This window comes from Parasphingopyxis algicola, assembly GCF_013378075.1.
Lineage (GTDB): Bacteria > Pseudomonadota > Alphaproteobacteria > Sphingomonadales > Sphingomonadaceae > Parasphingopyxis > Parasphingopyxis algicola.
Window position 1 is genome coordinate 2,135,485 of the sequence record NZ_CP051131.1, and the last position, 21,968, is coordinate 2,157,452.

Consider the following 21,968-nt stretch of genomic DNA (forward strand, 5'->3'; position numbering starts at 1 on the left):
GGAGCATCAACCGACAGGAAGCAGAAACGCCATGGATGTATCGAAATTGATGTTCCGTCCCGGACTCATGGACGGCCAACGCATATTGGTCACGGGCGGCGGCACCGGCCTTGGCCGCGAAATGACCGAAGCGTTCCTGAAGCTCGGCGCGACCGTGCATATCTGCGGGCGCCGCGCGGCAAAGGCTCAGGAAACAGCCGACGAACTCATTGAAGCACATGGTGGAACAGTCGTCGCGCATGGCTGCGACATTCGCGACGCGGATGCGATCGACGCGATGGTCGACGCGATCTGGGAAGACGGCGGCGCGCTTACCGGCGTGGTGAACAACGCGGCGGGCAATTTCATCAGCCGCACCGAGGACCTGTCGATCAACGGGTTCAACGCGATCGCCGATATCGTGTTTCGCGGCACCTTCTACGTCACCCACAATGTCGGAAAGCGGCTGATCGCGGAGGGCAAGAAGGCGAGCTTCCTCTCGATCCTGACGACCTGGGTGTGGAACGGTTCGGCATTCGTCGTCCCGTCCGCCATGTCCAAATCGGCCATCAACACGATGACCCAGAGCCTCGCGGTCGAATGGGGGCGCTATGGCCTGCGCTTCAACGCGATCGCCCCCGGCGCTTTCCCGACCAAGGGCATGAGCGCGCGACTCGCGCCGGGCGGCCGCGGCGGCAACGACATGTCGGGCGGCAATCCGATGGGCCGGGTCGGCGAGATGTACGAGCTCGCCAATCTCGCGACCTTCCTGATGGCGCCGGGCGCGGAATATGTGAATGGCCAGACCATCGCGATCGACGGCGCCGGCTATCAGGCGAATGGCGGCACCTTCTGGGGCGCCCTCTCGCATCTCGGCGACGAGGAATGGGAACAGATCCGCGCGATGATCAAGGGCACGAACGAGAAGGACAAGGCCGAGCGGACGACCTGATCAGGCCTCGGCTTCGGCGAGCGACTGAGCCGTCCGGTAATCGGGCTTGCCATTGTTCAGCCGCAGCGACTCGCCCGTGAACACGTAGAGACGCGGGACCTTGTAGCCGGCGAGCCGCTCCCGGACATGGGAGTCGAGCGCCGCTTCGAGGTCCGCCGGTCTATCACGCAGCTGCACGACCGCCGCAATCTTCCTGCCAAAGCGCGGATCGGGCACGCCGACGACGCGAACATCGTCCACCGCCGGATGCGATTGCAGCGCGCCTTCCACCTCTTCGGGAAACACTTTTTCGCCGCCCGTGTTGATGCACATATTGTCGCGGCCCTTGAATTCGATGCTGCCGTCTTCGCGGAACCGCGCCATGTCCCCGGTCATCAACCAGCGCTTGCCGCTAATCACCGGGAAGGTCTCGGCATTCTTTTCGTCTTCGCCGAGATAGCCGAGCGGAAGCGGCCCCGACCGCGCGAGCGTGCCATATTCCTCCGAACCGGCCGGGAGTTCGTTGAAATCCGCATCGAAAATCGCCGTCTCGCGGCCCGGAACGGCCGAGAAATGCCCCCCGCCCGTCGATCCGGCCGCCGTCGTGATGGTCACGGCCGTCCCGGCGCTCTCGCTCGATCCCAGCGCGTCGACGATGATCATCTGCGGATTGATGGCGAGCAGTCGTTCCTTCACCGCCGCCGAGAATATCGCGCCCGAAGAGGTGATCATCCGCATGCTTGCGAAAGCCTCGGCGGCGTCGGCGCGGGCTTCGAGCGCATCGGCGAGCGGCAGCGCGAAGGCATCGCCGACAAAGGCCATGGATTTTGCACCCCTGTCGCGGACCGTGTCGATTACCTGACCGGAATCGAAACCGGTCGCCGGAATCGTGATCAGGGTACCGCCGCGCATGAGCGCGATCAGCGACGCGAACTGCCCGGCGCCGTGCATTAACGGGCTGAGGCACAATGAGGGCGAGCGCATCGCGTCGCTCGGCGGCGGATGGCAGGCGGCCTCGGCCGCGTGATCCTCCAGCGTCTCCGCGATCCAGGGCGGCTCTCCGAGTGCGCGCATCCAGCTCGAAATCTGGAACGCCTGCCACGCTTCGCCAAAGGGCCACATCACCGCCTTGGGCATGCCGGTGGTCCCGCCCGTCGCGACATAGAAGAGCCCGTCGGAATCGTCACTCGGCGCAAAGTCCGGCGGCGCGGGCGTGTCGCAAAGCTTGGCCCAGGCCGACCCACCGATCACGATGCGATGGGTCAGGTCAGGTGCCCCATCGCACGCCGCGGCCGCGACCTGCGCGAACTCCTCTTCGACGAACAGCGCTTTCAGGCCGAATCGCGCGAATATATCGCCCAGTTCGCCGGCCTTGTAATGATAATTGATATTGACCGGGATGACGCCGGCTTTCGCACAGCCGAACCAGGCGAACATATAGGCCGGGCTGTTGCGCAGCTGCTGACCGGCGACATCGCCGGGCTTCAGTCCCGTCTCGCGCAGCCCGGCGGCTATGTTATCGGTAATGCGGTCGAAATCGGCCCAGCTGATCACGTCGTCGCCATGGACGAGCGCCGGCCGGTCGGGTTCCACCGTTCGGGCGATCGCTTTCAAAGCGGAACCGAAATTGCTGCCGAGCCAGCCCATCGACCGAGAATCTCCTCCGTTGCATCGATTCGACCTTATGAACGCCCGCTGCCCTTGGCATCCATAAAAATGCCAGTCGCGCGAAAGACTTGGATGGTCAATACTGAGGTTTCGGCAACAGACTTGCCGAATCTTCTAAAAGGGCAGAAGATATGGTCATGGCGAGCAATGTCATAGAGTTGCGCACCCCGCAGGGGAAAGAGCGCATGGCGGAGCTACTCGAGCAGGTCACGATCCGCTCGATCGACGATGTACATGACGCCGCCGTCACCATCAACCGGATGGCCAATGAACGCGGTATGCGCATTGCGCTCTGCGAGGACATTTCGTCCAAAGAGCCGATGATCGACGCGGAAGGCACGATCGTCAACGCCGATATCTTCGGCTGGCTCGCCGACGGGGAACGCTGGTGGGAGGATGCGCGGCTCGCGCTCCATTCGCCGCTGCCGCGCGCCTGCCGCTACGAGAGCGAACCCTTCTGGTGCAACGAGAACGGTTTCTACGGCCATTGGCGGAACGACTATCTCAACGAGATGGATCTCACCGATTTCCACAAACGCTCGCTCTGCCACGCGGCGATCGTGATCCCTGTCCATCTGCCCTTCGGCCAGATTTCGGCGAACAGCTTCATCCCGTTCGATACCGAGCTGCGGGATCTCTCCGAACTGTTCGATGAATATGCCGAATTATTCGCGCAGGTGACCCGGCGCTTCATCGCCGGGTATGTCACGGTCATGCGATCGACCCGCCGCATTCCGTCGGACTGCGTGCTCTCCAAACGGGAGGTCGAATGCCTGCGCTGGGCGGCGATCGGCAAGACCGACAAGGAAATCAGCATGATCCTGTCTCGCAGCCACGCGACGGTCCGCTATCATGTGCATCGCGCGGCGGAAAAGCTCGATTCGGTCAATCGCAGCCAGACCATCTTCAAGGCCGGCCAGCTCGGCTATCTTGGAGCCAGCGACTAGCCAAGCCGCCTCACGGGCTCGCTGCCGTCCCAGTCCGCCGCAGCGGCCCCGATCATCGCGAACAGGTCCGCGCTACCGCTCGCCGGCTGCAATATCTCCACCAAATTGCCGGGCCCCGCGCCCGGATCGGCATAGAGTACCGCGCCATCCTCTCCGACCTTTGCCTCGACAAGGATTTCGGCCGATTGCGCGTCGCAGATCGCCCGCGCGTCTGCGATATCGTCGGTCAGGATGCAGACATGGTGCAACCGGTCGGTCACACCATAATCGCCGCCATAGATGGACGGCGCATCGTTCTCCGCGCGGATCAGTTCAATCTGCACGTCTCCCCAATAAGCGAGCGCGATGGAAAAGACGGCGTCGCTGGGTTCGCCGCGATAGCGCATATCCTTCAGCGCAATATTCTCGATGAGGAAGAAGGGGCCGACGCCCATCGTTTCGGTCCAATAGCACAAGGCAGCGTCGAAATCGCCGGGTACATAGGCCATTTGCATGACAGGGCCGATCGCGGCCAGTCCCGGTGCTCCCGACATTGCGACTCTCCTCATTAAAGCGCTAGCTTACGTCCCGCGCAGCCTGTGTCATGATGCATGCAGGGTCGGAAAAGCGACACTGCGCAAAGTGCGAGGATGAGGATATGGCGGAACGCGATCCCGGGCTGGACGGCGGGGAGATCGACTGGGAGGCAACGCGCAAGGCCAATGCGCGCGCGATCAATCGCCGGATGGTGGATCTCATCGCCGCCAAGACGACAGATATGGCGGATGGGCCGTTGCCGCTGCACAAGTCCGTCTACACCGATGAGGAGCGCTTCGCAGCCGAACGCGAAAGGCTGTTCCTGTCCGAACCGCTGGTTGCGGGCCTCTCGGGCGATATCCCGGACGCCGGCGACATTCTGCTGTTCGATGCGGCCGGGCCGTCGATCCTCGCGATGCGCGGCAAGGATGGCGAGGCGCGCGCCTTTCTCAACATGTGCACGCATCGCGGCGCCAGGCTCGTCGAGGAAAACGAACCATGGTCCGGCAATGCGAAGCGGCTCAGCTGTCCGTTTCACGCCTGGACTTTCGACAATCGGGGCGCGCTGATCGGCCAGCCGGGCAAGGCCGGGTTTGCCGGCTGCGATATCGGCGCACGCGACCTGATCGAAGTGCCATGCACCGAACATCTCGGGCTGATCTTCGTCCGCGCCGACCCCGACGGCGGTCCGATCGACGCCAAAGCGCATCTGGGCGATTTCGCGCCGATCCTCGAACAGCTCGAACTGCACCGGGCGGTGCCGGTCAAGAAGGGCGTCCTGAACGCCGATTCGAACTGGAAATTCGCGCTCGACACCTATGGCGAGGGCTATCATTTCAAGACCCTGCACGCCTCAACCATCGGCCAGACCCATTTTAACGATATCTGCGTGTTCGATCCCGTCGGCCGGCATCACCGGGTCGGCTTCCCCGATCTGTCGCTCGGCCAGAATGTCGGCAAGGACGAATCCGACTGGCCGGAAACCGATTATGGCGGCGTCCATTTCCTGTTTCCGAACACCGTCATCTTCTTCGGCTCGCTGACCCCGGGCGTGTTTTTCACTCAGTTGTTCCGGCTGTTTCCCGACGGCGTCGGAAAGACGCGCTGCCAGTTCGCCGTTTATGCGCCGTTCGGCATTACCGACGAGGAATATCGCAGCACCTGCGAGATGGCCTATGATGCGACGGCTAATGTGGTGCAGACCGAGGACTACCGCGTCGCCTCAGCGGGCTACGCCAATCTGTTGAGCGCGCCGGACGGTTATCAGGTCGTCGTCGGCGCCAATGAAATCGCGCTGCAGGCCGTGCACAAACATATCGCCGAGACGATCGGCATGCCCCTCCCCACCGAAAGGAGCTGACATGGACGAGCAAGCCACCTCGCCCCGCCCCGACGACCGCTGCCCCGACATCACCGTCGACGACATTCTCGACCAGGACTCGAAGCCGGTCCCGCCGGAAGTGCGCGACGACGAATGGCGCGACTTGGGCACCGACGCGGTCGCCGCCGAACGGTACACGGGCGATGCGTTTTTCGAAGCCGAGCGCACGAAAATGTGGCCCAATGTCTGGCAGTTCGCCGCGCGCGAGGAGGAAATGCCCGAGCCCGGCGACCATGTCGTCTACAACAATGTCGGCCGTTCCTATATTCTCGTCCGCCAGGAAAACGGCTCGATCCGCGCCTTTCACAATGTCTGCCTGCATCGCGGCCGCAAGCTGCGCCTCGAAAGCGGCCATGCGAGCGAGCTGCAATGCCCGTTTCACGGCTTTACCTGGAACAATGACGGCTCGTTGAAGCAGATTCCGTGCCAATGGGACTTCCAGCATCTCGAAGAGCGCGACATGAATTTGCCCGAACTGCGAGTCGGCCGCTGGGCCGGCTTCATCTTCGTGACGGAGAGCGATGCCGCGCCCGAACTTGCCGATTTTCTGGCGCCGCTGCCGGACAAATTCGCCCGCTGGCGGCTCGAGGAATGCTATACGGCGCTCTGGGTCGGCAAGGTCATCAAGGCGAACTGGAAGGCGGTGTCCGAGGCTTTCATGGAAGCTTGGCACTCGGTGGTCACGCATCCGCAGATTCTGCCCTATACGGGCGATGCGAACACGCGTTACTCGATATGGGGCGACCATGCGAACCTTGCGCTGACGCCGTTCGGCATGCCGAGCCCGCATCTGCGCGACGAGAAGCTGTCGGAAGAAGAGATCATGGAAGCGTTCGATCAGACATCAGGCCGGTCGGCGAGCGCCGGCGGCCGCAAGCTCGCTAAGGGCAAGACCGCGCGCCAGTCCATGGCCGAAGCCAATCGCGAACAGTTTCTCGAGGCGCTCGGCTATGACAGTTCGGACGCGACGGACAGCGAGATGCTCGACGCCTTCACCTATAACGTCTTTCCCAATATGGCGCCTTGGGGCGGCTTCGCGCCGAACATCGTCTATCGCTGGCGACCGTGGCCGGACCAGCATGCGACCTTGATGGAAGTGCGTATTCTCGGCCGCAAACCGAAGAACGGGGACATGCCCGAAGCGGCGGAAATGCGGTTCCTGGAAGAGCATGAGCCCTGGGCGACGGTCGAGGAGTGGGGCGCGCTCGGCGGCGTGTTCGACCAGGACATGGAGAATCTCCCCTATGTCCAGGAGGGGCTGATCGCGAGTCCCAACAACCGGGTCGAGCTCGGCAAATATCAGGAAAGCCGGATCCGGCATTTCCACCAGACGATGGACAAATATATCGCCGGCGAACTGCCCTAGGCACCCTGTGAGCAACTCCACTCCGTTCGGGCTGAGCCTGTCGAAGCCCTGCCCTTTTTACTCCAGGTTGAAAGAAGGACAGCCCGTCGACAAGGTCAGGGCGAACGGTTTCTTCGATAGGTAAGACATGCCCGACACTCCCTTCGATCTCAGCGGCCGCGTCGCGCTCGTTACCGGCGCTTCGTCCGGTCTCGGCGCGGGCTTCGCAAGGCTGCTCGCGCGGGCCGGTGCGAAAGTGGTGCTCGGTGCGCGGCGCAAGGACCGGCTTGAGGCTCTCGCCGACGAGATCGGCGAGGCCGCGTTGGCAGTAGAGATGGACGTGGCCAACGAAGCGTCGATGATCGCCGCCTATGACGCCGCCGAGGCTGCGTTCGGAACCGTGGACGCCATCGTCGCCAATGCCGGGATGAGCAACGACGCTCTCGCGCTTGCCATGGAGGTCGAGGCGTTCGACGCCGCCATGGCGGTCAATCTGCGCGGCGCTTTCCTGACGGCGCGCGAGGGCGCGAAACGGCTGATCGCGGCGGAGCGCGACAATGGACGGATCGTGTTGATCTCATCGATCACCGCGTTCGAACCCTCGCCCGGGCTCTCCGCCTATGCGGCAAGCAAGGCCGGCGTGTCTCAGCTCGGCAAGACGCTGGCGCGCGAATGGCTCAACAAGGGGATTAATGTGAACATGGTCCTGCCCGGCTATATCCGGACCGAGCTCAATCAGGACTGGTTCGACAGCGCGGGAGGCCAGAAGCAGATAGCGCGCTTCAACCGCCGCCGACTGATGCCGCAGGAAGGGCTCGACGCCATGCTGCTATATCTGTGCGCCGACGAGAGTGCCTATGTGACGGGCGCCGAGTTCGTCATGGACGACGGACAGACGCTCTAGACGGGTTTCGACCAGTCCTGCCTTGCTGCCCATTCAGAAAATGGTGTCAGCGGGACGGGCAGCAGGGCTGTAAACGCTTCGGGATCGACCACCAGCGGCGATATCGGCTGCGCGTTATACCAGCGGTAAAATTGCGCCATCCCGTCATAAATGCTGTGCGGCGCGACATCGCGAGAGCCGGTGACGAGCTCGCTCATCCGGGCGGCGAACTCGTCTGGCGTGAGACTCTGGAAGCGGACCGGCTTTCCCGCTGCCACCGCTAGCTTCTCCGCAACCTCATGCCCGGTCAGCGCCTCGGGCCCGCCGACCGCGACATGGCATCCGTCGGCGGCATCCGTGCCGAGCGCCGCAACCATGAAAGCCGCGACATCGGCGAGGCTGATCCAGCTGATCTTGAGATCGTCGGCGGCCGGATAGGCGAATATGCCGCGCGCGACGATCGACGGTTTGCTCCATGGGCGAACGATATTGTCCATGAAAACAACCGGCTCGATAAACACGTACGGGATACCGCTATCGACGATCACACGTTCGATATCCCTCCGGCCGTCATGCGCCGACAGGCCGAGATCGCGATCGGCAACGAAACAGCTCGTGTTGAAAACGATTTTCCTGAGCCCCGCGCGTTTCGCCGCTTCCGCGATATTGCGGCCGAAGCCCGCCGCCCGTTCGCGATCGAACTCGAAGGGCAGGTGCATCGCGAGAGCGTCTTGCCCCGCCATCGCCGCTTCGAGAGAACCGACATCCACGATATCGGCGGCCACGACCGGCAGGTCGGGAAAGAGCGTACCCGCCATCGCATCGGCACGGCGCACGCCCGCCGTCGGCGCGAAACCAGCGGCTTTCAGGGCGCCGACAAGCGGTATGCCCTGATCGGCCGGCGCGCCGAGAACCAGCACATTCCGGATGCCGCTTGCCGTCATCCGCCGGCCTGGCGCTTCACTTCCGCCGCGTCGAAATAGTGGATCCGGATTTCGACGGCCTTGCCGTTTTCGACCCGCGTCGCTTCCACCATCGGCTGGGTGAAGCGTTCTCCTGTGGCCTTGGACGTCATGCTGAACTGGAGGATCGCAACCGCCCATTCCTCGCCGCCGACGATCGATTCGACGACAACCTCGGGGTCCTCCCAATAGGTCATGACCTCGGCATAGAGTCGCCGCAACGCGTCTTTACCCCGCCATTCGCCGCCATAGGGCAGCGATGGCGGCTCATGGATAACGAGATCCTCCGAAAAATGCGGCTCGATCTTGTCCCATTCGCCCCGGCCCGCATGGGTGAAGACGGCCGTGACGATCTCGACAGGGGTCACTCGATCGAGCCGATCAGGTCGCCGACCTTGTAGACTTGGCCTTCCTCTCCCGTTGTGCGGATCGTGCCCGCGGCCTGGGCCTCGATCTCGGTCGTGCTCTTGTCGGTTTCGACCGTGTAGATGACATCGCCCTTTTCGACAGCATCGCCATCGGCATACATCCATTCGGTCAGCGTCATCTCGGTGGCACTCATTCCGAGCTTGGGAATGCGGATTTCCGTCGCCATCGCCTATTGTTTCCAGTCCATGGCAGCCTTGATGGCCCCGACAATCTCGTCCTTGGTCGGGATCCAGGCCTGTTCGAGCGCCGCGACGAAAGGCACGGCGGAAAATGCGCCGCCGACGCGCTGCACCGGCGCCCTCAGCTCGTTGAAAAGCTTTTCGTGGATATTCGCGGAGATCTCGGCACCCGTCCCGAACGGCTTCACGGCCTCATGCAGGGTTACCGCGCGGCCCGTCTTGCGGACCGAGGCCAGCACCGTTTCCTCGTCATAGGGCGCGATCGTCCTCAGATCGACGACCTCGACCGAAATCCCTTCCTTGTCGAGCTCCTCGGCGATGCCGAGTGCATCGAGGACGGTGCGGCCATAGGTGATCAGCGATACGTCCGTACCTTCGCGGGCGATGGCCGCCTTGCCGAGCGGCACCCGGTAATCCTTGCCCGGATCGTCCGACTGCAGGCCGTAACAGAGGATATTCTCGATAAAGAGCACCGGATCGTTACAGTCGATCGAAGCGCGCAACAGGCCCTTGGCATCCGCGGCATTGGACGGCGTGACGACCTTGATCCCCGCAACATGGGCGAACCAGGCTTCGAGCATGTCCGAATGCTGGCCGCCGAACCCGACGCCGACGCCGGTCGTCGTGCGGATAACGAGCGGCACATTGGTCTGCCCGCCAGACATGAAGCGCAGTTTCGCCGCATGGTTGACGATCTGGTCCATGCACACGCCGACGAAATTCATGAGCATGATCTCGGCGACCGGTCGCTGACCCGCGATCGCTGCGCCAACCGCCGCGCCCATGATCGCGGTCTCGGAGATCGGCGTCGCGCGGACGCGGTTCTCGCCATATTTTTCGGTGAGACCAGCGGTGATCTTGAAGACACCCCCGCCCTGCTTGGCGGACACATCTTCGCCGAGACAGAATACGCCATCATCGGCGGCCATTGCTTCGTCGAGCGCCTGGTTCAGGCCCTCGGTCATCGTGATCTGGCCGCTCATGCCGCGATCTCCTCTTCGAACACATCCTTGCGGAGTTCGTCCGCATCGGGGAACGGCGCTTCGAGCGCCTTTTCGACCGCCGCATCGATTTCGGCATCGATCTCGGCGACGATCGCGTCGAGTTCTTCCTCGGTGAACTGATGATCGAGCATGACCTGGCGCAGCTTGGGCAACGGATCCTCGGCCTGCATCTCGGCCAGATGCTCTTCGGGCATGTAGGAGAAATCGGCGCCGAAAAAGTGGCCCATCATCCGGTAGCACATCGCCTCGATCAGGGTCGGCCCCTCGCCGGCGCGGGCACGGTCCACGGCCTCCTTCGCCGCCGCCCACATCTCCTCGACATTATTGCCGTCGACGCGCACGCCCTTCATGCCGTACCCGGCCGCGCGCTCGGCGATGGTCGGGCTGTCGGTATGGTCGGCATAGGCGGTATGTTCGCCATAGCGGTTGTTCTGACAGAGAAAGACGACCGGCAGCTTGTAGAGCTGCGCCATGTTCATCGCCTCGTGGAACGCCCCGATATTCGCAGCGCCATCGCCGAAGCTCGTCACCGTCACCCGCCCGTCGCCGTTATTCTGGGAGGCCATGGCGAGCCCGTTGGCGATCGGGATGCCCGAGCCGACGACGCCGGTGGTCACCATCACTCCGCTATCGGGATGGGTGATGTGCATCGGGCCGCCCTTGCCCTTGCAGGTGCCGGTCGCCTTGCCGATGCATTCGGCCCACCAGAGATCGGCGGGCACGCCTTTCGCCGTCTGCTCGCCCTGGCCGCGATAGGTGCAGACGACATAATCGTCCGCGTCGAGCGCGGCCATCATCGCACCCGAAACGAGCTCCTGCCCGCGCACCGGATAATACATCACGGCAACCTTGCCCTGGGTCAGCAGCGAGCGGAATTTCTCGTCGGTCTGCGCGACCTTCATCGTACGGGTATAGATATCCTTCAGGACATCGCGATCCAATTTCGTATCACTCATCGGGAGCCTTTCTGTTCAGGCGGATTCGGTTTCCAGACCGACCTTGGGGTTGGCGCTGGCGGATGCACCGGGCCGCTCGGCGACGCGGTCGAACCACGCCTTCAGATTCGCCAGTTCCTCCGGCAAAGGCTGGCCCACTTGCCCGCCGAAATCGATAAAGGCGAAGAGAACGATATCGGCGAGCGTAAAGCGGTCGCCGGCGAGATAGTCGCGATCCGCCAGCCATGAATCGAAGCGCGCCATGCCGTCCTTCGCACAGGCCTTGAGCCCGTCGGATGCCTCGGGCAGGCAGCGCATCCGTTCCTGGAACAGCGGCAGGCCCTCCGACCCGCGAAAACCCGTGGTCATCGGCATGACCACATCGAAATCGACGCGGCGGACGAGCATCCGGGTCTCGGCGCGCTCCTCGGGCGTTGCACCGATCAGCGCGGGTTCGGGATGTTTGTCCTCGATATATTCGCAGATCGCGACGCTTTCGGAGATATGATCGCCGCTATCGGTTTCGAGCAGCGGGACCTGACCGAACGGATTCTTCGCGCGAAATCCATCCTGCCGGTTCTCGCCGGCCATGATATCGACAAAGGCGCGCTCGATCACGACGCCCTTTTCCTCGATAAACATGAGTACGACACGCGGATTGGGCCCCAGGGCCTGGTAGAGTTTCATACGCTGCCCTTCCTAGAACTGGACACGCTGGGTGAAGCCGCCGTCGATCACGATATTGGCGCCGGTCATATAGGGGCAGGCGGGCGACGCGACGAAGACGATGGCTTTCGCCACTTCCTCGGGTTCGCCGAACCGGCCCATCGGCATCTTGGCGAGCGTGCCTTCATAGAGCTCCGGCATCGCACCCTTGATCATCTCCCAATTGCCGCCCGGATATTCGATCGCGCCCGGCGAGACGCAATTGACCCGGACGCCCTGCGGCGCGAGCGCCTGACTGAGTTGCGAGCCATAGGTGATGAGCGCCGCTTTGAGCGCGTTGAAAGCCTGCGGCGCGATAAAGGTCTCGAGCGCGGCGGTCGACGACATTAAGACGACCGAGCCGGCATCGGATTCGGCGAGTTGCGGCGTGAGCGTTTCGACGCCGTTGACCGCGCCCATGATGTCCATGTCGAGGCCCTGCTGCCAGTCGGCCGTACCGCCCGTGCCCGAAGAACTCGCCGTGTGCACGAAGATATCGCATCCGCCCAGCGTGTCGGCCGCCTTGGCCAGCCAGTCCTTATAGGCGTCCGCGCCGCCGTTGATGTCGAAGACCTCGCCATGGACCTTGCCGGAACCGGCAGCGTCGATCTCCTGCTTCGCCGCCTCGATCTTGTCTTCCTTGCGCGAGAAAAAGGCGACGTCCGCGCCCTCGGCCGCGAAATGCCGGAGCGACGCGAGACCGAGGCCGTGCGCGCCGCCGTTCATGATGACTTTCTTGCCTGCCAGTCCGAGATCCATCGTCCTCACCTTTCGCCTTTTTCTGTGCATGAGAAACCTACTGCATCGCCGGTTCCGCGTTAATCAGCAAAAGTGCCAGCCAACGCCGCTCAAAACATGCTACCGGATGGGAACAACGGGGAGGGCCTGATGCGGAAAATGCTGCTTGTGATGCTTGCCATCGTCGTGATCGGCGGCGGCTTCGCCTGGTACAACCGCCAAGCCATCATCCTCTATTTCGTCGCGAACACCGGCAAAGAGGCGGTGGCAGCCCACCGTGCCATTTCCTGGGCGGCCGGCCCCGAAGACGCCGAAGCGCCGCCGGCCGAGCGCCCGCCCAATATCGTCTTTATCCTCGCCGACGATCTCGGGATCAACGACATCTCCACGTTCGGCGGCGGCGTCGCGGGCGGAAGTGTGCCGACACCGAATATCGACCGGCTGGCCGCGGACGGCATGATCTTCGAACAGGCCTATTCGGGCACCGCCAGTTGCGCGCCGAGCCGCGCGATGCTGATGACGGGCCGCTATCCGACACGCACCGGATTCGAGTTCACGCCGACACCCGACGGCATGGGCCGGATGGTCAATTTGCTGTCCGACACGGATCGTTCCGGTTTGCCGCCGCTGGAATGGGACAGCGCGCAGGCCGAAGCCGCCCCGCCTTATGCCGAGCAGGGCCTGCCGGGTTCGGAAATCACCATCGCCGAAGTGCTGGGCGAGGCCGGCTATCACACCGTCCATATCGGAAAATGGCATCTGGGACGGGGCGCGGAATTCGATCCCAACGCGCAGGGGTTCGACGAGAGCCTGTTGATGGCAAGCGGCTTGTTCCTGCCCGAAGAGCATCCCGACGTCGTCAATGCCCGGCTCGATTTCGATCCGATCGACCGGTTTCTCTGGGCGCGCATGCAATTTGCGGCGAGCTTTAACGGCAGCGAATGGTTCGAGCCCGGCGGCTATCTCACCGATTGGTGGACCGACGAAGCGATCAGCGTCATCCGCGCCAACCGCAACCGGCCCTTCTTCCTGTATCTCGCGCATTGGGGCGTCCACACGCCACTTCAGGCGACGCGCGCGGATTATGAAGCGGTCGGCGATATCGAGCCACGCCGGGAGCGAGTTTACGCCGCCATGGTCCGCGCGCTCGACCGCAGCGTCGGGGACATTATGGACGAGCTCGAGGCGCAGGGGCTCGCGGACAATACGATCATCGTCTTTTCGAGCGACAATGGCGGCGCTGGCTATATCGGCCTGCCCGATATCAACGCCCCCTTTCGGGGTTGGAAACTGACCTTTTTCGAGGGCGGGATCCGCGTTCCCCTATTTATCCGCTGGCCCGCGCGGATCGCGGCTGGAAGCCGCAGCGACACGGCGGTCGCGCATATCGATCTGATGCCGACGCTGGCAGCTGCGGCGGGAGCGGCCCTGCCCGAAGGCGTCACAATCGACGGCGTCGACCTGTTACCGCTGTCAGGTGCGCCCGAAAGGCCAGGCGATGCGATATTCTGGCAGAGCGGCTATTATCGGGCCGTGCGGCAGGGCGACTGGAAATTGCAGGTCAGCGAGCGCCCGGGGCGGGAATGGCTTTTCAATCTCGCCGAGGACCCGACTGAACAGACCGATCTCGCGCAACGGCATACCGACCGCGTTGCCGCAATGCGGGCACTGCTCGACCGGCACCGGGAAGGGCGGCGTCCGCCCCTCTATCCTTATACCCTCGAAGCGCCGATCGCAGTGGACCGGACACTGGCCGACCGCGTGGGCAGTCAGGCTGAAGTGATATATTGGCCGAACTGAGCCGCCGATCGATCAATCGGAACGCGCTTTGTTCAAATCGGCGTCGGCCAGCGTGCGGGCCAGAGTATCTCCCGACAACGGTTTTTTGAGCACCACGTCACCCGGTTCCAGAAAATCGATCTGATCGCGGTCATAAGCAGTAATGAAAACGAAGGGGATGCCGCGTTCCCGCAAAGCCTTCGCGACCGGCCGGGATGTCTTGCCCGAACCGAGATTGACATCGAGAAACGCGATGTCGATCTCCTGCTCCTTCGCGATTGCCTTTGCGTCGTCCAGATGGATGCTGGGACCGACAATCTCGAAGCCCAGATCTTCGACCAGATCCACCATTTCAAATGCGACCATGATTTCGTCTTCGACAATGAATACGCGTCGCGCTGTATCAGTCATTTTCGTCCTGTTCGGTCATGGCGAACGGTGCCACCAATCGCCAGGTTAGCCCATCCGCCGGGTAATCGATTGTAACGGAGCCTTGCGTCTCCATCGCAAGGGCGCGCTCTATGATGAACGAACCGAATCCCTTGCTTTCTGGTTTAACGGTCTTCGGGCCGCCGCGTTCCCTCCAATCGATTTGCAATTGGGAATCGGGCTCTTCGGACAGGTTCCAGTTGATCTCGACAATACCCCCGACAGCGGACAGCGCGCCATATTTGAACGCGTTGGTCGAAAGCTCGTAAAAGGCCATCGACAGAGCCAAGGCCTGTTTGGAGGGGAGCTCGACATCCGGTCCGGACATGACGACCGAGCCTTCTTCCACCTGCTGGCCGAGAATGTCCCGGACAATACCGCTGATCGTCGCAGTCTTCCATGTCTTCCCTACCAGACCCGCATGGGCCTTCGCATAAGCGTCCAGCCGCCGGTCGATCGTATCCCGCAATCCCGCCATTACCCTGTCCTTGCGAAGAGACTGGCTGACGATCGACTTGACCACCGTGAAGGCGTTTTTGACGCGGTGATCGAGTTCGCCGATCAAAATTTCCTGTTCTCGCTGGAGTTGCCGTTCCTTCTCGATATCGATCAGCGCGACCGAGGCGGCAATCATCGTGCCAGTATCGTCCGTTATCGGCCTGCCGACGATCTTCATCCAGAATCGTGAGCCATCACCGCGCTGATAATGGACATCCAGTTCGGCATAATCCTCGCCGTCCCGGATCACGCGCGAGAGCGGATATTCGTGACTTTCGACGCGCCTGCCATCGGCATGAAAGGATATCCATTCGCCGTAGGAGTCGAAGTCCTCCGACTTGAGCATCGGATGACCGAGCATCTCCTCGACGCGGGAGTTGCCCAGCAATATCTCGCCGCTCGGCGCTTCGGCCAGGACAACGCCGACCGGAACGGTCTCCAGCGCCGCACCGAGAATCGACGATCGTTTTTTCGCGCTGTCCGCGATGGCCGCCTGATCGGCGCTGTCGGCAAGCGCTTCGGCGAGTCTTTTGCGCAGATCCGCATTTTCTGCGGTCAGTTTTTTGTTCAACTCGTCCATCGGAACCTCTCTTGCATACGCTACTTTACTATGAGCCACCATGTGATTTCATTTTGATTCCCAACACTTACCAAGAATCGTTCGGATGCGTACATTATTGTCACCCTGCGGTCGCTCGTTCAGCGGACATCGGCTCTGCGGCAATAGGACCGCCACTCAAGTGCGAAAATCCCGTTGATTCGAGCGTTTCCTCGGCCATCAAAAATAAATATTATCCATTACATGGGCGTAACAATCACCTCCTGAAGTGGACAAAGAAGACCTTATGCCGCCGGCGTTTCGATTGCGAACATACCAAGATCATTATTTGTTAAGGCGCCCAGAGCTACCGGATTTCCGGGGCATGACAGAACACCAATATTTGCGAGCAGGAGACCAGATACTTCAAGGACGAACGAGCGGGAGAACATAATGAACGTTCAGTGGCAGAATTTTTCGGACTCCGGTCAGCATGATGCTGCACGGCAACAGCTGGGCGATCGGCGCGATGCGATCAGGCACCGCGCTGTTCTTCAACAAGCTCGCTATGTCAGCCAATATTCCCAACAATTATGTATCGTGAAAAACATCTCGCGCTCCGGGATGCTGGCGCGGACTTTCATTCCGCTTGAAAAGCGCGACAAACAGTTGATCGAGTTCCGCAGCGGCCGAAGAATACTGGGTCGCGTCGCTTGGACGAAAGACGATGTTGCCGGCTTCGAGTTCGTCGACAAGGTAGATCCGGACGCGATTTTCAAACCGCAAAGCTTTGAAATCCTTCCTCGGACCCCGCGGCTGGAACTCGATATCGTCGCCCGCTTCGAAACCGAACATATCATGGCGATGGTCCCACTGCTCGATATCTCGCAGACCGGGGCGAAGATCGAATGCCATGGTATCGCGCGAACCGGAAGTCCGGTCACGCTCCATGTCGAGAATTTGGCCCGGCTCCCCGCGGTCGTGCGCTGGTCCGATTCCGGGCAGATGGGCTTGTTCTTCAAGAACAAAATTCCGCTTGCGACACTCGCAAAATGGGCGTGCCGGAAGAAGCCGCGCCGCAGCCTGATCGATTATTGTCTCGACCAGGCGTCGCTTCCGGCCGGTGCCCGGCTTGACGAGGACTGGCAGGACCTGTGCCGCCAGATCGACACGCTGACGCAGACGTCCGACAGCGGCTAGACTTCGAAAAAATTCGAAAGACGTTCAAACGCGTCGGCGAAATCCTGCTTGAATTGCTGGACGACCTGGCCCGATGACATGGGTTCGTTCATCAGGCCCACCCCTTGACCGACCCAATAGGTTGCGAGTTTCTTCGCGCCCGCGTGACCGCCCTGGCTCAGCTTGTCGATCTGCCGCAGGGCCGGTTCGCTGACCATCGACTGGAGCGGCATCGGCAGCGGGTCCGGCGCGTCCTTGGCCTCCCAGGCATCGGTCCAGGGCGAGCGGAGCTGACGCGACGGCTTGCCGGTTCGCGAGCGCGATCGCACCGTATCGCGCGAGGTAGCGGCGAGCATCTTGTCTTTCACTACCGGATTGGTTTCCGCTTCGGCGGTCGTCAGCCAGACCGAGCCGCACCACGCGCCGGCCGCGCCCATCGCCATCGCGGCCGCCATCTGTTCGCCCGTCGTGATCCCGCCCGCGGCGAGGATCGGCGTATCGGCTCCGATCTCCCTGAGCGCGCGCGCGACCTCGGGGATCAGCACCATCGTCGATACATCGCCGCAATGGCCGCCCGCCTCGCCGCCGGCGACGACGAGAATGTCGACACCCGCCTCGACCTGGGCAACCGCATGTTCCCGCGCACCGACCAGCGCCGCAACCGGAACCCCGTGCTCTTTTCCCATGTCGAGCATGACCTGCGGCGGTACGCCCAACGCGTTGGCAATCAGCTTGATCGGATATTCGAACGCGGCTTCGAGACTGGTCGCGGCGCCCTCTTCGCGCAAGTTTCTGGCGAAGTTGGCAGACATTCCGCGTGTCTTTTCAAGGTCGCCGGTCGCGATATCATGATCCTGCAAAATTCCCGCCGCGAAATCCTTATGCCCTTCCGGAATGGCATCAATCAGCTTGCCGGTGTCGAGCCTTTCGCCCTTGCCGGCGAACTTGTTGGGCACGATCAGGTCGACACCATAGGGTTTCCCGTCGACATGCGCGTCGATCCAGTCCAGCTCCTCGCGCAACCGGTCCGGAGACAGGTTGACGGCGCCGAACACACCCATGCCGCCGGCTTTCGACACTGCGGCAACGACGTCGCGACAATGCGAAAAGGCGAGCAGCGGAAAATCGATATCGAGCATCGAACAGATCGGTGAATTCATCATGCAGGTATCTCCTATGGTCCGCACCATATCGGCGCATCGGTATCACGCAAGGCGAAGGGCCACCAGCCGAATGCCAGCCCTATCGAATTTCCGTCTGTTGAAAACCGGTCTGACTGCGCTAGGCTGTTTCGATGAAGAGTTCGGTCGATATCGCCATTGTCGGGGCGGGTCATGGCGGCGCCCAGGCGGCCATCATGCTGCGCCAGCAGAAGTTCGAGGGGTCGATCACACTGATCGGAGACGAGCCCGAACACCCGTACGAGCGCCCGCCGCTGTCCAAGGAATATTTCGCCGGCGAAAAACCGTTCGAGCGGATCATGATCCGGCCGGAAAAATTCTGGGCCGAGCGCGACATCACGATGATGCTCGGCCGGCAGGTGACGAGTGTCGACGCCGAGCGGCACGAACTGACATTCGCCGACGGAGACACCCTCGCCTATGGCCATCTGATCTGGGCGACGGGCGGAACTCCGCGCGTGTTGAACTGTCCCGGGCACGACCTGTCGGGCGTCCATGCCGTGCGGACCCGGGCCGATGTCGACGCGATGATGGCAAAGCTCGACACCGTCGAGCGCGTTGCGATTATCGGCGGTGGCTATATCGGTCTGGAGGCGGCGGCCGTTCTCACGAAGCTGGGCAAGCAAGTTGTGCTGCTCGAGGCGCTGGACCGGGTGTTGGCGCGGGTGGCGGGCGAAGAGCTGTCGCACTTCTACGAAAGCGAGCATCGCGCCCATGGTGTCGATTTGCGAACGGACGTCGCCGTGACCTGCATTGCCGGCAAAGATGGCCGGGCGAACGGCGTCGAACTGGCAAACGGCGAAACCATCGCCGCGGACATGGTGATCGTCGGCATCGGCGTAGAGCCGGCGATCGGACCGCTGCTGGAAGCGGGCGCCAAGGGCAACAATGGCGTCTCGGTCGATGCGAACTGCCGGACGAGCCTGCCCGATATCTTCGCGATCGGCGACTGCGCGGCGCATGCCAATCCGTTCGCCGATGGCGCGACGATCCGGCTCGAATCGGTGCAGAACGCCAACGATCAGGCGACGGTTGCCGCCAAGACGATCCTCGGCCATCCGGTCCCCTATGAAGCGATACCGTGGTTCTGGTCCAACCAGTACGACCTGAAGCTTCAGACGATCGGCCTCTCGACCGGTCACGACGCGACGATCGTCCGTGGCGATCCGGCAACCCGCAGTTTTTCGGTGGTCTATCTGAAGGACGGCCGGGTGATCGCGCTCGACTGCGTTAACGCGACCAAGGACTATGTGCAGGGGCGGAAACTCATCATCGGCAAAGCCAGACCGGATCCGGCAAGGCTCGCCGATGCGGCGGTTCCGCTCAAGGAACTCGCGGCCTAGCATTCCGCATATCGAACAGGGAGCAATGCATTGAGCACAGCAGAAACGGGGCCGTTGGCCGGATGCCGGATCGTCGAATTCGACGCGATCGGTCCGGTACCGCTCGCGGGAATGATCCTGGCTGATATGGGCGCCGACATCGTCCGGATCGGCCGCCCGGGAAGCGCCGCGATGGCGGACATGCCCGGCAATGTCGTGCTGCAACGCGGGCGACAGACCGTGGAGCTCAACCTCAAGGACGATGCGCAGCGCGACCGGGCCATGGATCTTATCGCTAAGGCCGATGCCGTGCTCGAGGGTCAGCGTCCGGGCGTGATGGAAAGGCTGGGGCTCGGCCCCGAGCATTGCCATGCCCGCAACGCCAGGCTGGTCTATGGGCGGATGACCGGTTGGGGCCAGGACGGCCCGCTCGCCCAGAGCGCCGGCCACGATATCGGCTATATCGCCATCACCGGGGCGCTGGGCTCGATCGGGCGGAAGGACGCGCCGCCGCCGCCGCCGCTCAACCTGGTCGGCGACTATGGCGGCGGCACGATGTTCCTGATCGCCGGCGTGCTGGCTGGCATCCTGTCAGCCCGGGAGACCGGCAAGGGCCAGGTCGTCGACGCGGCAATGACCGACGGGGCCGCGATCCTGATGAGCATGTTCTACGCCTTCCATGCGGGCGGCATGTGGAAAGCGGAGCGCGAGGCCAATCTGCTCGACGGCGGCACGCCCTGGTATCGCTGCTACGAAACGGCCGATGGCGGCCATATGGCCGTCGGCGCGATCGAGCCGCAATTCTACGCCGAGCTGCTCGCCAAACTCGAACTCGACCCGGAAGATTTCCCGCAGGGGGACAAGACGGGCTGGCCGAAGATGGCCGAGGCCTTCGCCGCGAAATTCGCAAGCCGGACGCGCGACGAATGGGCCGCCCATTTCGAGGGCAGCGACGCCTGTGTCGCGCCGGTTCTCTCGATTGCCGAGGCGCCCGCGCATCCGCATAACGCCGCGCGCCAGACCTTCGCCGAACATCGCGGCATCATGCAGCCGATGCCCGCGCCCCGTTTTTCGGAAACGCCGGCACGCATCGGCAAGGCAAGCGGGACGGTTGCCGTCGAGGATGCGCTCGGCCGCTGGGCCTAGGCCGTACCTAGCTCTCGCGCTTGAAGGTCAGTCCGGCATTGGCTTCCAGCCGTTCGATCAACGGCGCCGCCATCACGGCACCGGGCGTCAATATCCCACCCGGCGCATCCGGAACGTCGCGGACGAGGCAGATCGCGCTTTCGGCGATCATCTTCGATGTCGAGCCATATCCCGGATCCTTGTCGCCGGTCACACCCGCGGTGACCTGTTGTCCGTCATCGCCTTCGGCGACGAACAGCACATCGTAAAAGCCCGCCTCGCGTTCCTCCTTGCTCGGCCCTTCGCCGGGCTTGGGGCCATCCTCGCTACCGAGTGAATTGTCGCCGGCCACCGCTTTCGCGGCCGCTTCCCCGCTGTCGCCGGGACCGGTCAGCACCATCTCGTCGTAAACGAAATCCTCGCCATAGGGGTGCCCGAGCAGGAAGTTCGTCCGGTGCACATTGCGCGTGTTGATTGCGGCCATGATGAACGGCGCGACCCAGCTGTCGAGATCGGCTTCATAATCGACCGTGTTGCCGGGCGGCTGATCGGCGCCCTGGAAGCCCGGCGTGAGCGAGAAGGGGTTGAGCAGAAGCTTGACGATCTCGGGATCCTTGGCCGCCGCCGCCATCGTCGCCTTGAGGCTCGCTGCCGTGCCGCCGGAAAATGTGCCCTGCATCGCCCGGACCCGTCCCTTGATCCGTTTGGACGGTTCGCCGAACTCCTCTTTCGCCGCCTGCTGGAGGAACCAGACGCCGAGATCGAAGGGAATCGAATCGAAACCGCAGGAAAAAACGATGCGCGCCCCGCTCTCCTTCGCCTGATCGCCATAGCGATCGATCATCTGCCGCATCCAGGCAGGCTCGCCGCACAGATCCACATAATCGGTCCCCGCGGCGGCGCAGGCCGCAACCAGCGGCTCGCCATAGAGTTGATAGGGGCCGACGGTCGTCGCGACACATTGGGTGTGCGCGACCATATCGGCGATGGATTGGGTATCGTCCGCATCCGCCACGACGAGCGGCGTATCGGCGGGCGCGCCAATCTCATCACGTACTGCGGCCAGCTTGTCCGCACTGCGCCCGGCCATCGCCCAGCGCAGGTCTCCTGCATAATTCTGCACCAGATATTCGGCCACCAGCCGCCCGGTATAACCAGTCGCGCCGTAAATGATGACTTCGAATTCGCGGGTATCTGTCATGGCAATTCTCCAAAAAACGCGGCTCTGGAAAGGGCCGCGAACGGATGGTCAGGTCGCAATCATGTTTGACGTCTAAACGCACGAAAAAGGGCGCCGCGTCAAACGCAGCGCCCG

22 protein-coding genes are annotated in these 21,968 nt (G+C 62.7%); 9 read left to right on the plus strand and 13 right to left on the minus strand.

The window, feature by feature from the left end; all coding sequences use genetic code 11:
- The first annotated feature begins 31 nt into the window (after positions 1–31).
- A complete protein-coding gene (locus HFP57_RS10500) occupies positions 32–931 on the plus strand; it encodes an SDR family oxidoreductase (RefSeq protein WP_176869724.1) in 900 nt (299 codons plus the stop codon).
- Here HFP57_RS10500 and HFP57_RS10505 read toward each other — a convergent pair whose 3' ends face one another.
- Complete coding sequence (locus HFP57_RS10505) at positions 932–2,557, minus strand: AMP-binding protein (protein WP_176869725.1); 1,626 nt, start codon at positions 2,555–2,557, stop codon at positions 932–934.
- Positions 2,558–2,715: 158 nt separating this feature from the next.
- On the opposite strand from HFP57_RS10505, the gene HFP57_RS10510 reads away from it, so the two are divergent.
- A complete protein-coding gene (locus HFP57_RS10510; RefSeq protein WP_176869726.1) occupies positions 2,716–3,525 on the plus strand; it encodes a helix-turn-helix transcriptional regulator in 810 nt (269 codons plus the stop codon).
- Here the strand turns inward: HFP57_RS10510 and HFP57_RS10515 are convergent.
- Positions 3,522–4,058 carry a VOC family protein gene (locus HFP57_RS10515; protein ID WP_176869727.1) on the minus strand — a complete coding sequence of 179 codons (537 nt, stop codon included), beginning with the start codon at positions 4,056–4,058 and terminating at the stop codon, positions 3,522–3,524. The genes HFP57_RS10510 and HFP57_RS10515 overlap by 4 nt on opposite strands.
- A 104-nt stretch (positions 4,059–4,162) precedes the next feature.
- Between HFP57_RS10515 and HFP57_RS10520 the strand changes: the two genes are divergently transcribed.
- The 3 genes from HFP57_RS10520 (at position 4,163) to HFP57_RS10530 (ending at position 7,671) form a co-directional block, all read left to right on the plus strand.
- Positions 4,163–5,401, plus strand: coding sequence for an aromatic ring-hydroxylating oxygenase subunit alpha (locus HFP57_RS10520; protein ID WP_176869728.1), 1,239 nt, complete (start codon positions 4,163–4,165; stop codon positions 5,399–5,401).
- Position 5,402: 1 nt separating this feature from the next.
- Positions 5,403–6,788, plus strand: a complete 1,386-nt coding sequence (locus HFP57_RS10525; RefSeq protein WP_176869729.1) for an aromatic ring-hydroxylating oxygenase subunit alpha — start codon at positions 5,403–5,405, stop codon at positions 6,786–6,788.
- A gap of 127 nt (positions 6,789–6,915) precedes the next feature.
- Complete coding sequence (locus HFP57_RS10530) at positions 6,916–7,671, plus strand: SDR family NAD(P)-dependent oxidoreductase (RefSeq protein ID WP_176869730.1); 756 nt, start codon at positions 6,916–6,918, stop codon at positions 7,669–7,671.
- On the opposite strand, the gene HFP57_RS10535 is transcribed toward HFP57_RS10530, so the two are convergent.
- From HFP57_RS10535 to HFP57_RS10565, 7 genes are read right to left on the minus strand one after another with little or no spacing between them, the layout of a single operon-like run.
- Positions 7,668–8,594 (minus strand): SDR family oxidoreductase, encoded by a 927-nt coding sequence (locus HFP57_RS10535; protein WP_176869731.1) that lies wholly within the window; start codon positions 8,592–8,594, stop codon positions 7,668–7,670. The two genes, HFP57_RS10530 and HFP57_RS10535, sit on opposite strands and share 4 nt — an antisense overlap.
- Complete coding sequence (locus HFP57_RS10540; RefSeq protein WP_176869732.1) at positions 8,591–8,980, minus strand: nuclear transport factor 2 family protein; 390 nt, start codon at positions 8,978–8,980, stop codon at positions 8,591–8,593. Before HFP57_RS10540 ends, HFP57_RS10535 begins: the two co-directional genes overlap by 4 nt.
- Positions 8,977–9,207, minus strand: coding sequence for a biotin/lipoyl-containing protein (locus HFP57_RS10545; RefSeq protein WP_176869733.1), 231 nt, complete (start codon positions 9,205–9,207; stop codon positions 8,977–8,979). The genes HFP57_RS10540 and HFP57_RS10545 overlap by 4 nt, the downstream gene beginning before the upstream one ends.
- 3 nt (positions 9,208–9,210) lie before the next feature.
- Positions 9,211–10,203, minus strand: a complete 993-nt coding sequence (locus HFP57_RS10550) for an alpha-ketoacid dehydrogenase subunit beta (RefSeq protein ID WP_176869734.1) — start codon at positions 10,201–10,203, stop codon at positions 9,211–9,213.
- The gene (locus HFP57_RS10555) at positions 10,200–11,180 is read right to left on the minus strand and encodes a thiamine pyrophosphate-dependent dehydrogenase E1 component subunit alpha (RefSeq protein WP_176869735.1); all 981 of its coding nucleotides are present in this window, start codon (positions 11,178–11,180) and stop codon (positions 10,200–10,202) included. The genes HFP57_RS10550 and HFP57_RS10555 overlap by 4 nt, the downstream gene beginning before the upstream one ends.
- Before the next feature lie 15 nt (positions 11,181–11,195).
- Positions 11,196–11,846 (minus strand): glutathione S-transferase family protein, encoded by a 651-nt coding sequence (locus tag HFP57_RS10560; protein ID WP_176869736.1) that lies wholly within the window; start codon positions 11,844–11,846, stop codon positions 11,196–11,198.
- A 12-nt stretch (positions 11,847–11,858) separates the two neighbouring features.
- The gene (locus HFP57_RS10565) at positions 11,859–12,623 is read right to left on the minus strand and encodes an SDR family NAD(P)-dependent oxidoreductase (RefSeq protein ID WP_176869737.1); all 765 of its coding nucleotides are present in this window, start codon (positions 12,621–12,623) and stop codon (positions 11,859–11,861) included.
- 129 nt (positions 12,624–12,752) lie between these two features.
- Here HFP57_RS10565 and HFP57_RS10570 point away from each other — a divergent pair, with 129 nt between their 5' ends.
- Positions 12,753–14,402 carry a sulfatase gene (locus tag HFP57_RS10570; RefSeq protein WP_176869738.1) on the plus strand — a complete coding sequence of 550 codons (1,650 nt, stop codon included), beginning with the start codon at positions 12,753–12,755 and terminating at the stop codon, positions 14,400–14,402.
- Positions 14,403–14,414: 12 nt separating this feature from the next.
- Here the strand turns inward: HFP57_RS10570 and HFP57_RS10575 are convergent, their stop codons facing one another.
- Both HFP57_RS10575 and HFP57_RS10580 read right to left on the minus strand, forming a co-directional pair.
- Positions 14,415–14,792, minus strand: coding sequence for a response regulator (locus tag HFP57_RS10575; protein ID WP_176869739.1), 378 nt, complete (start codon positions 14,790–14,792; stop codon positions 14,415–14,417).
- Positions 14,785–15,888, minus strand: a complete 1,104-nt coding sequence (locus tag HFP57_RS10580; RefSeq protein WP_218135013.1) for an HWE histidine kinase domain-containing protein — start codon at positions 15,886–15,888, stop codon at positions 14,785–14,787. The genes HFP57_RS10575 and HFP57_RS10580 overlap by 8 nt, the downstream gene beginning before the upstream one ends.
- 558 nt (positions 15,889–16,446) lie before the next feature.
- Here HFP57_RS10580 and HFP57_RS10585 point away from each other — a divergent pair.
- Positions 16,447–17,046, plus strand: coding sequence for a PilZ domain-containing protein (locus HFP57_RS10585; protein ID WP_176869740.1), 600 nt, complete (start codon positions 16,447–16,449; stop codon positions 17,044–17,046).
- On the opposite strand, the gene HFP57_RS10590 is transcribed toward HFP57_RS10585, so the two are convergent.
- Entirely contained in the window at positions 17,043–18,188 is a 1,146-nt protein-coding gene (locus tag HFP57_RS10590) for a nitronate monooxygenase (protein ID WP_246263066.1), read from the minus strand. The genes HFP57_RS10585 and HFP57_RS10590 overlap by 4 nt on opposite strands.
- Positions 18,189–18,319: 131 nt before the next feature.
- Here HFP57_RS10590 and HFP57_RS10595 point away from each other — a divergent pair, with 131 nt between their 5' ends.
- Positions 18,320–19,549, plus strand: a complete 1,230-nt coding sequence (locus HFP57_RS10595; protein WP_176869741.1) for an NAD(P)/FAD-dependent oxidoreductase — start codon at positions 18,320–18,322, stop codon at positions 19,547–19,549.
- Between the two features lie 30 nt (positions 19,550–19,579).
- Positions 19,580–20,674 (plus strand): CaiB/BaiF CoA transferase family protein, encoded by a 1,095-nt coding sequence (locus HFP57_RS10600; protein ID WP_176869742.1) that lies wholly within the window; start codon positions 19,580–19,582, stop codon positions 20,672–20,674.
- Between the two features lie 7 nt (positions 20,675–20,681).
- Here HFP57_RS10600 and HFP57_RS10605 read toward each other — a convergent pair whose 3' ends face one another.
- On the minus strand, positions 20,682–21,854 hold the full coding sequence (locus tag HFP57_RS10605; protein WP_176869743.1) for a saccharopine dehydrogenase family protein: 1,173 nt from the start codon (positions 21,852–21,854) through the stop codon (positions 20,682–20,684).
- Positions 21,855–21,968 lie beyond the last annotated feature (114 nt).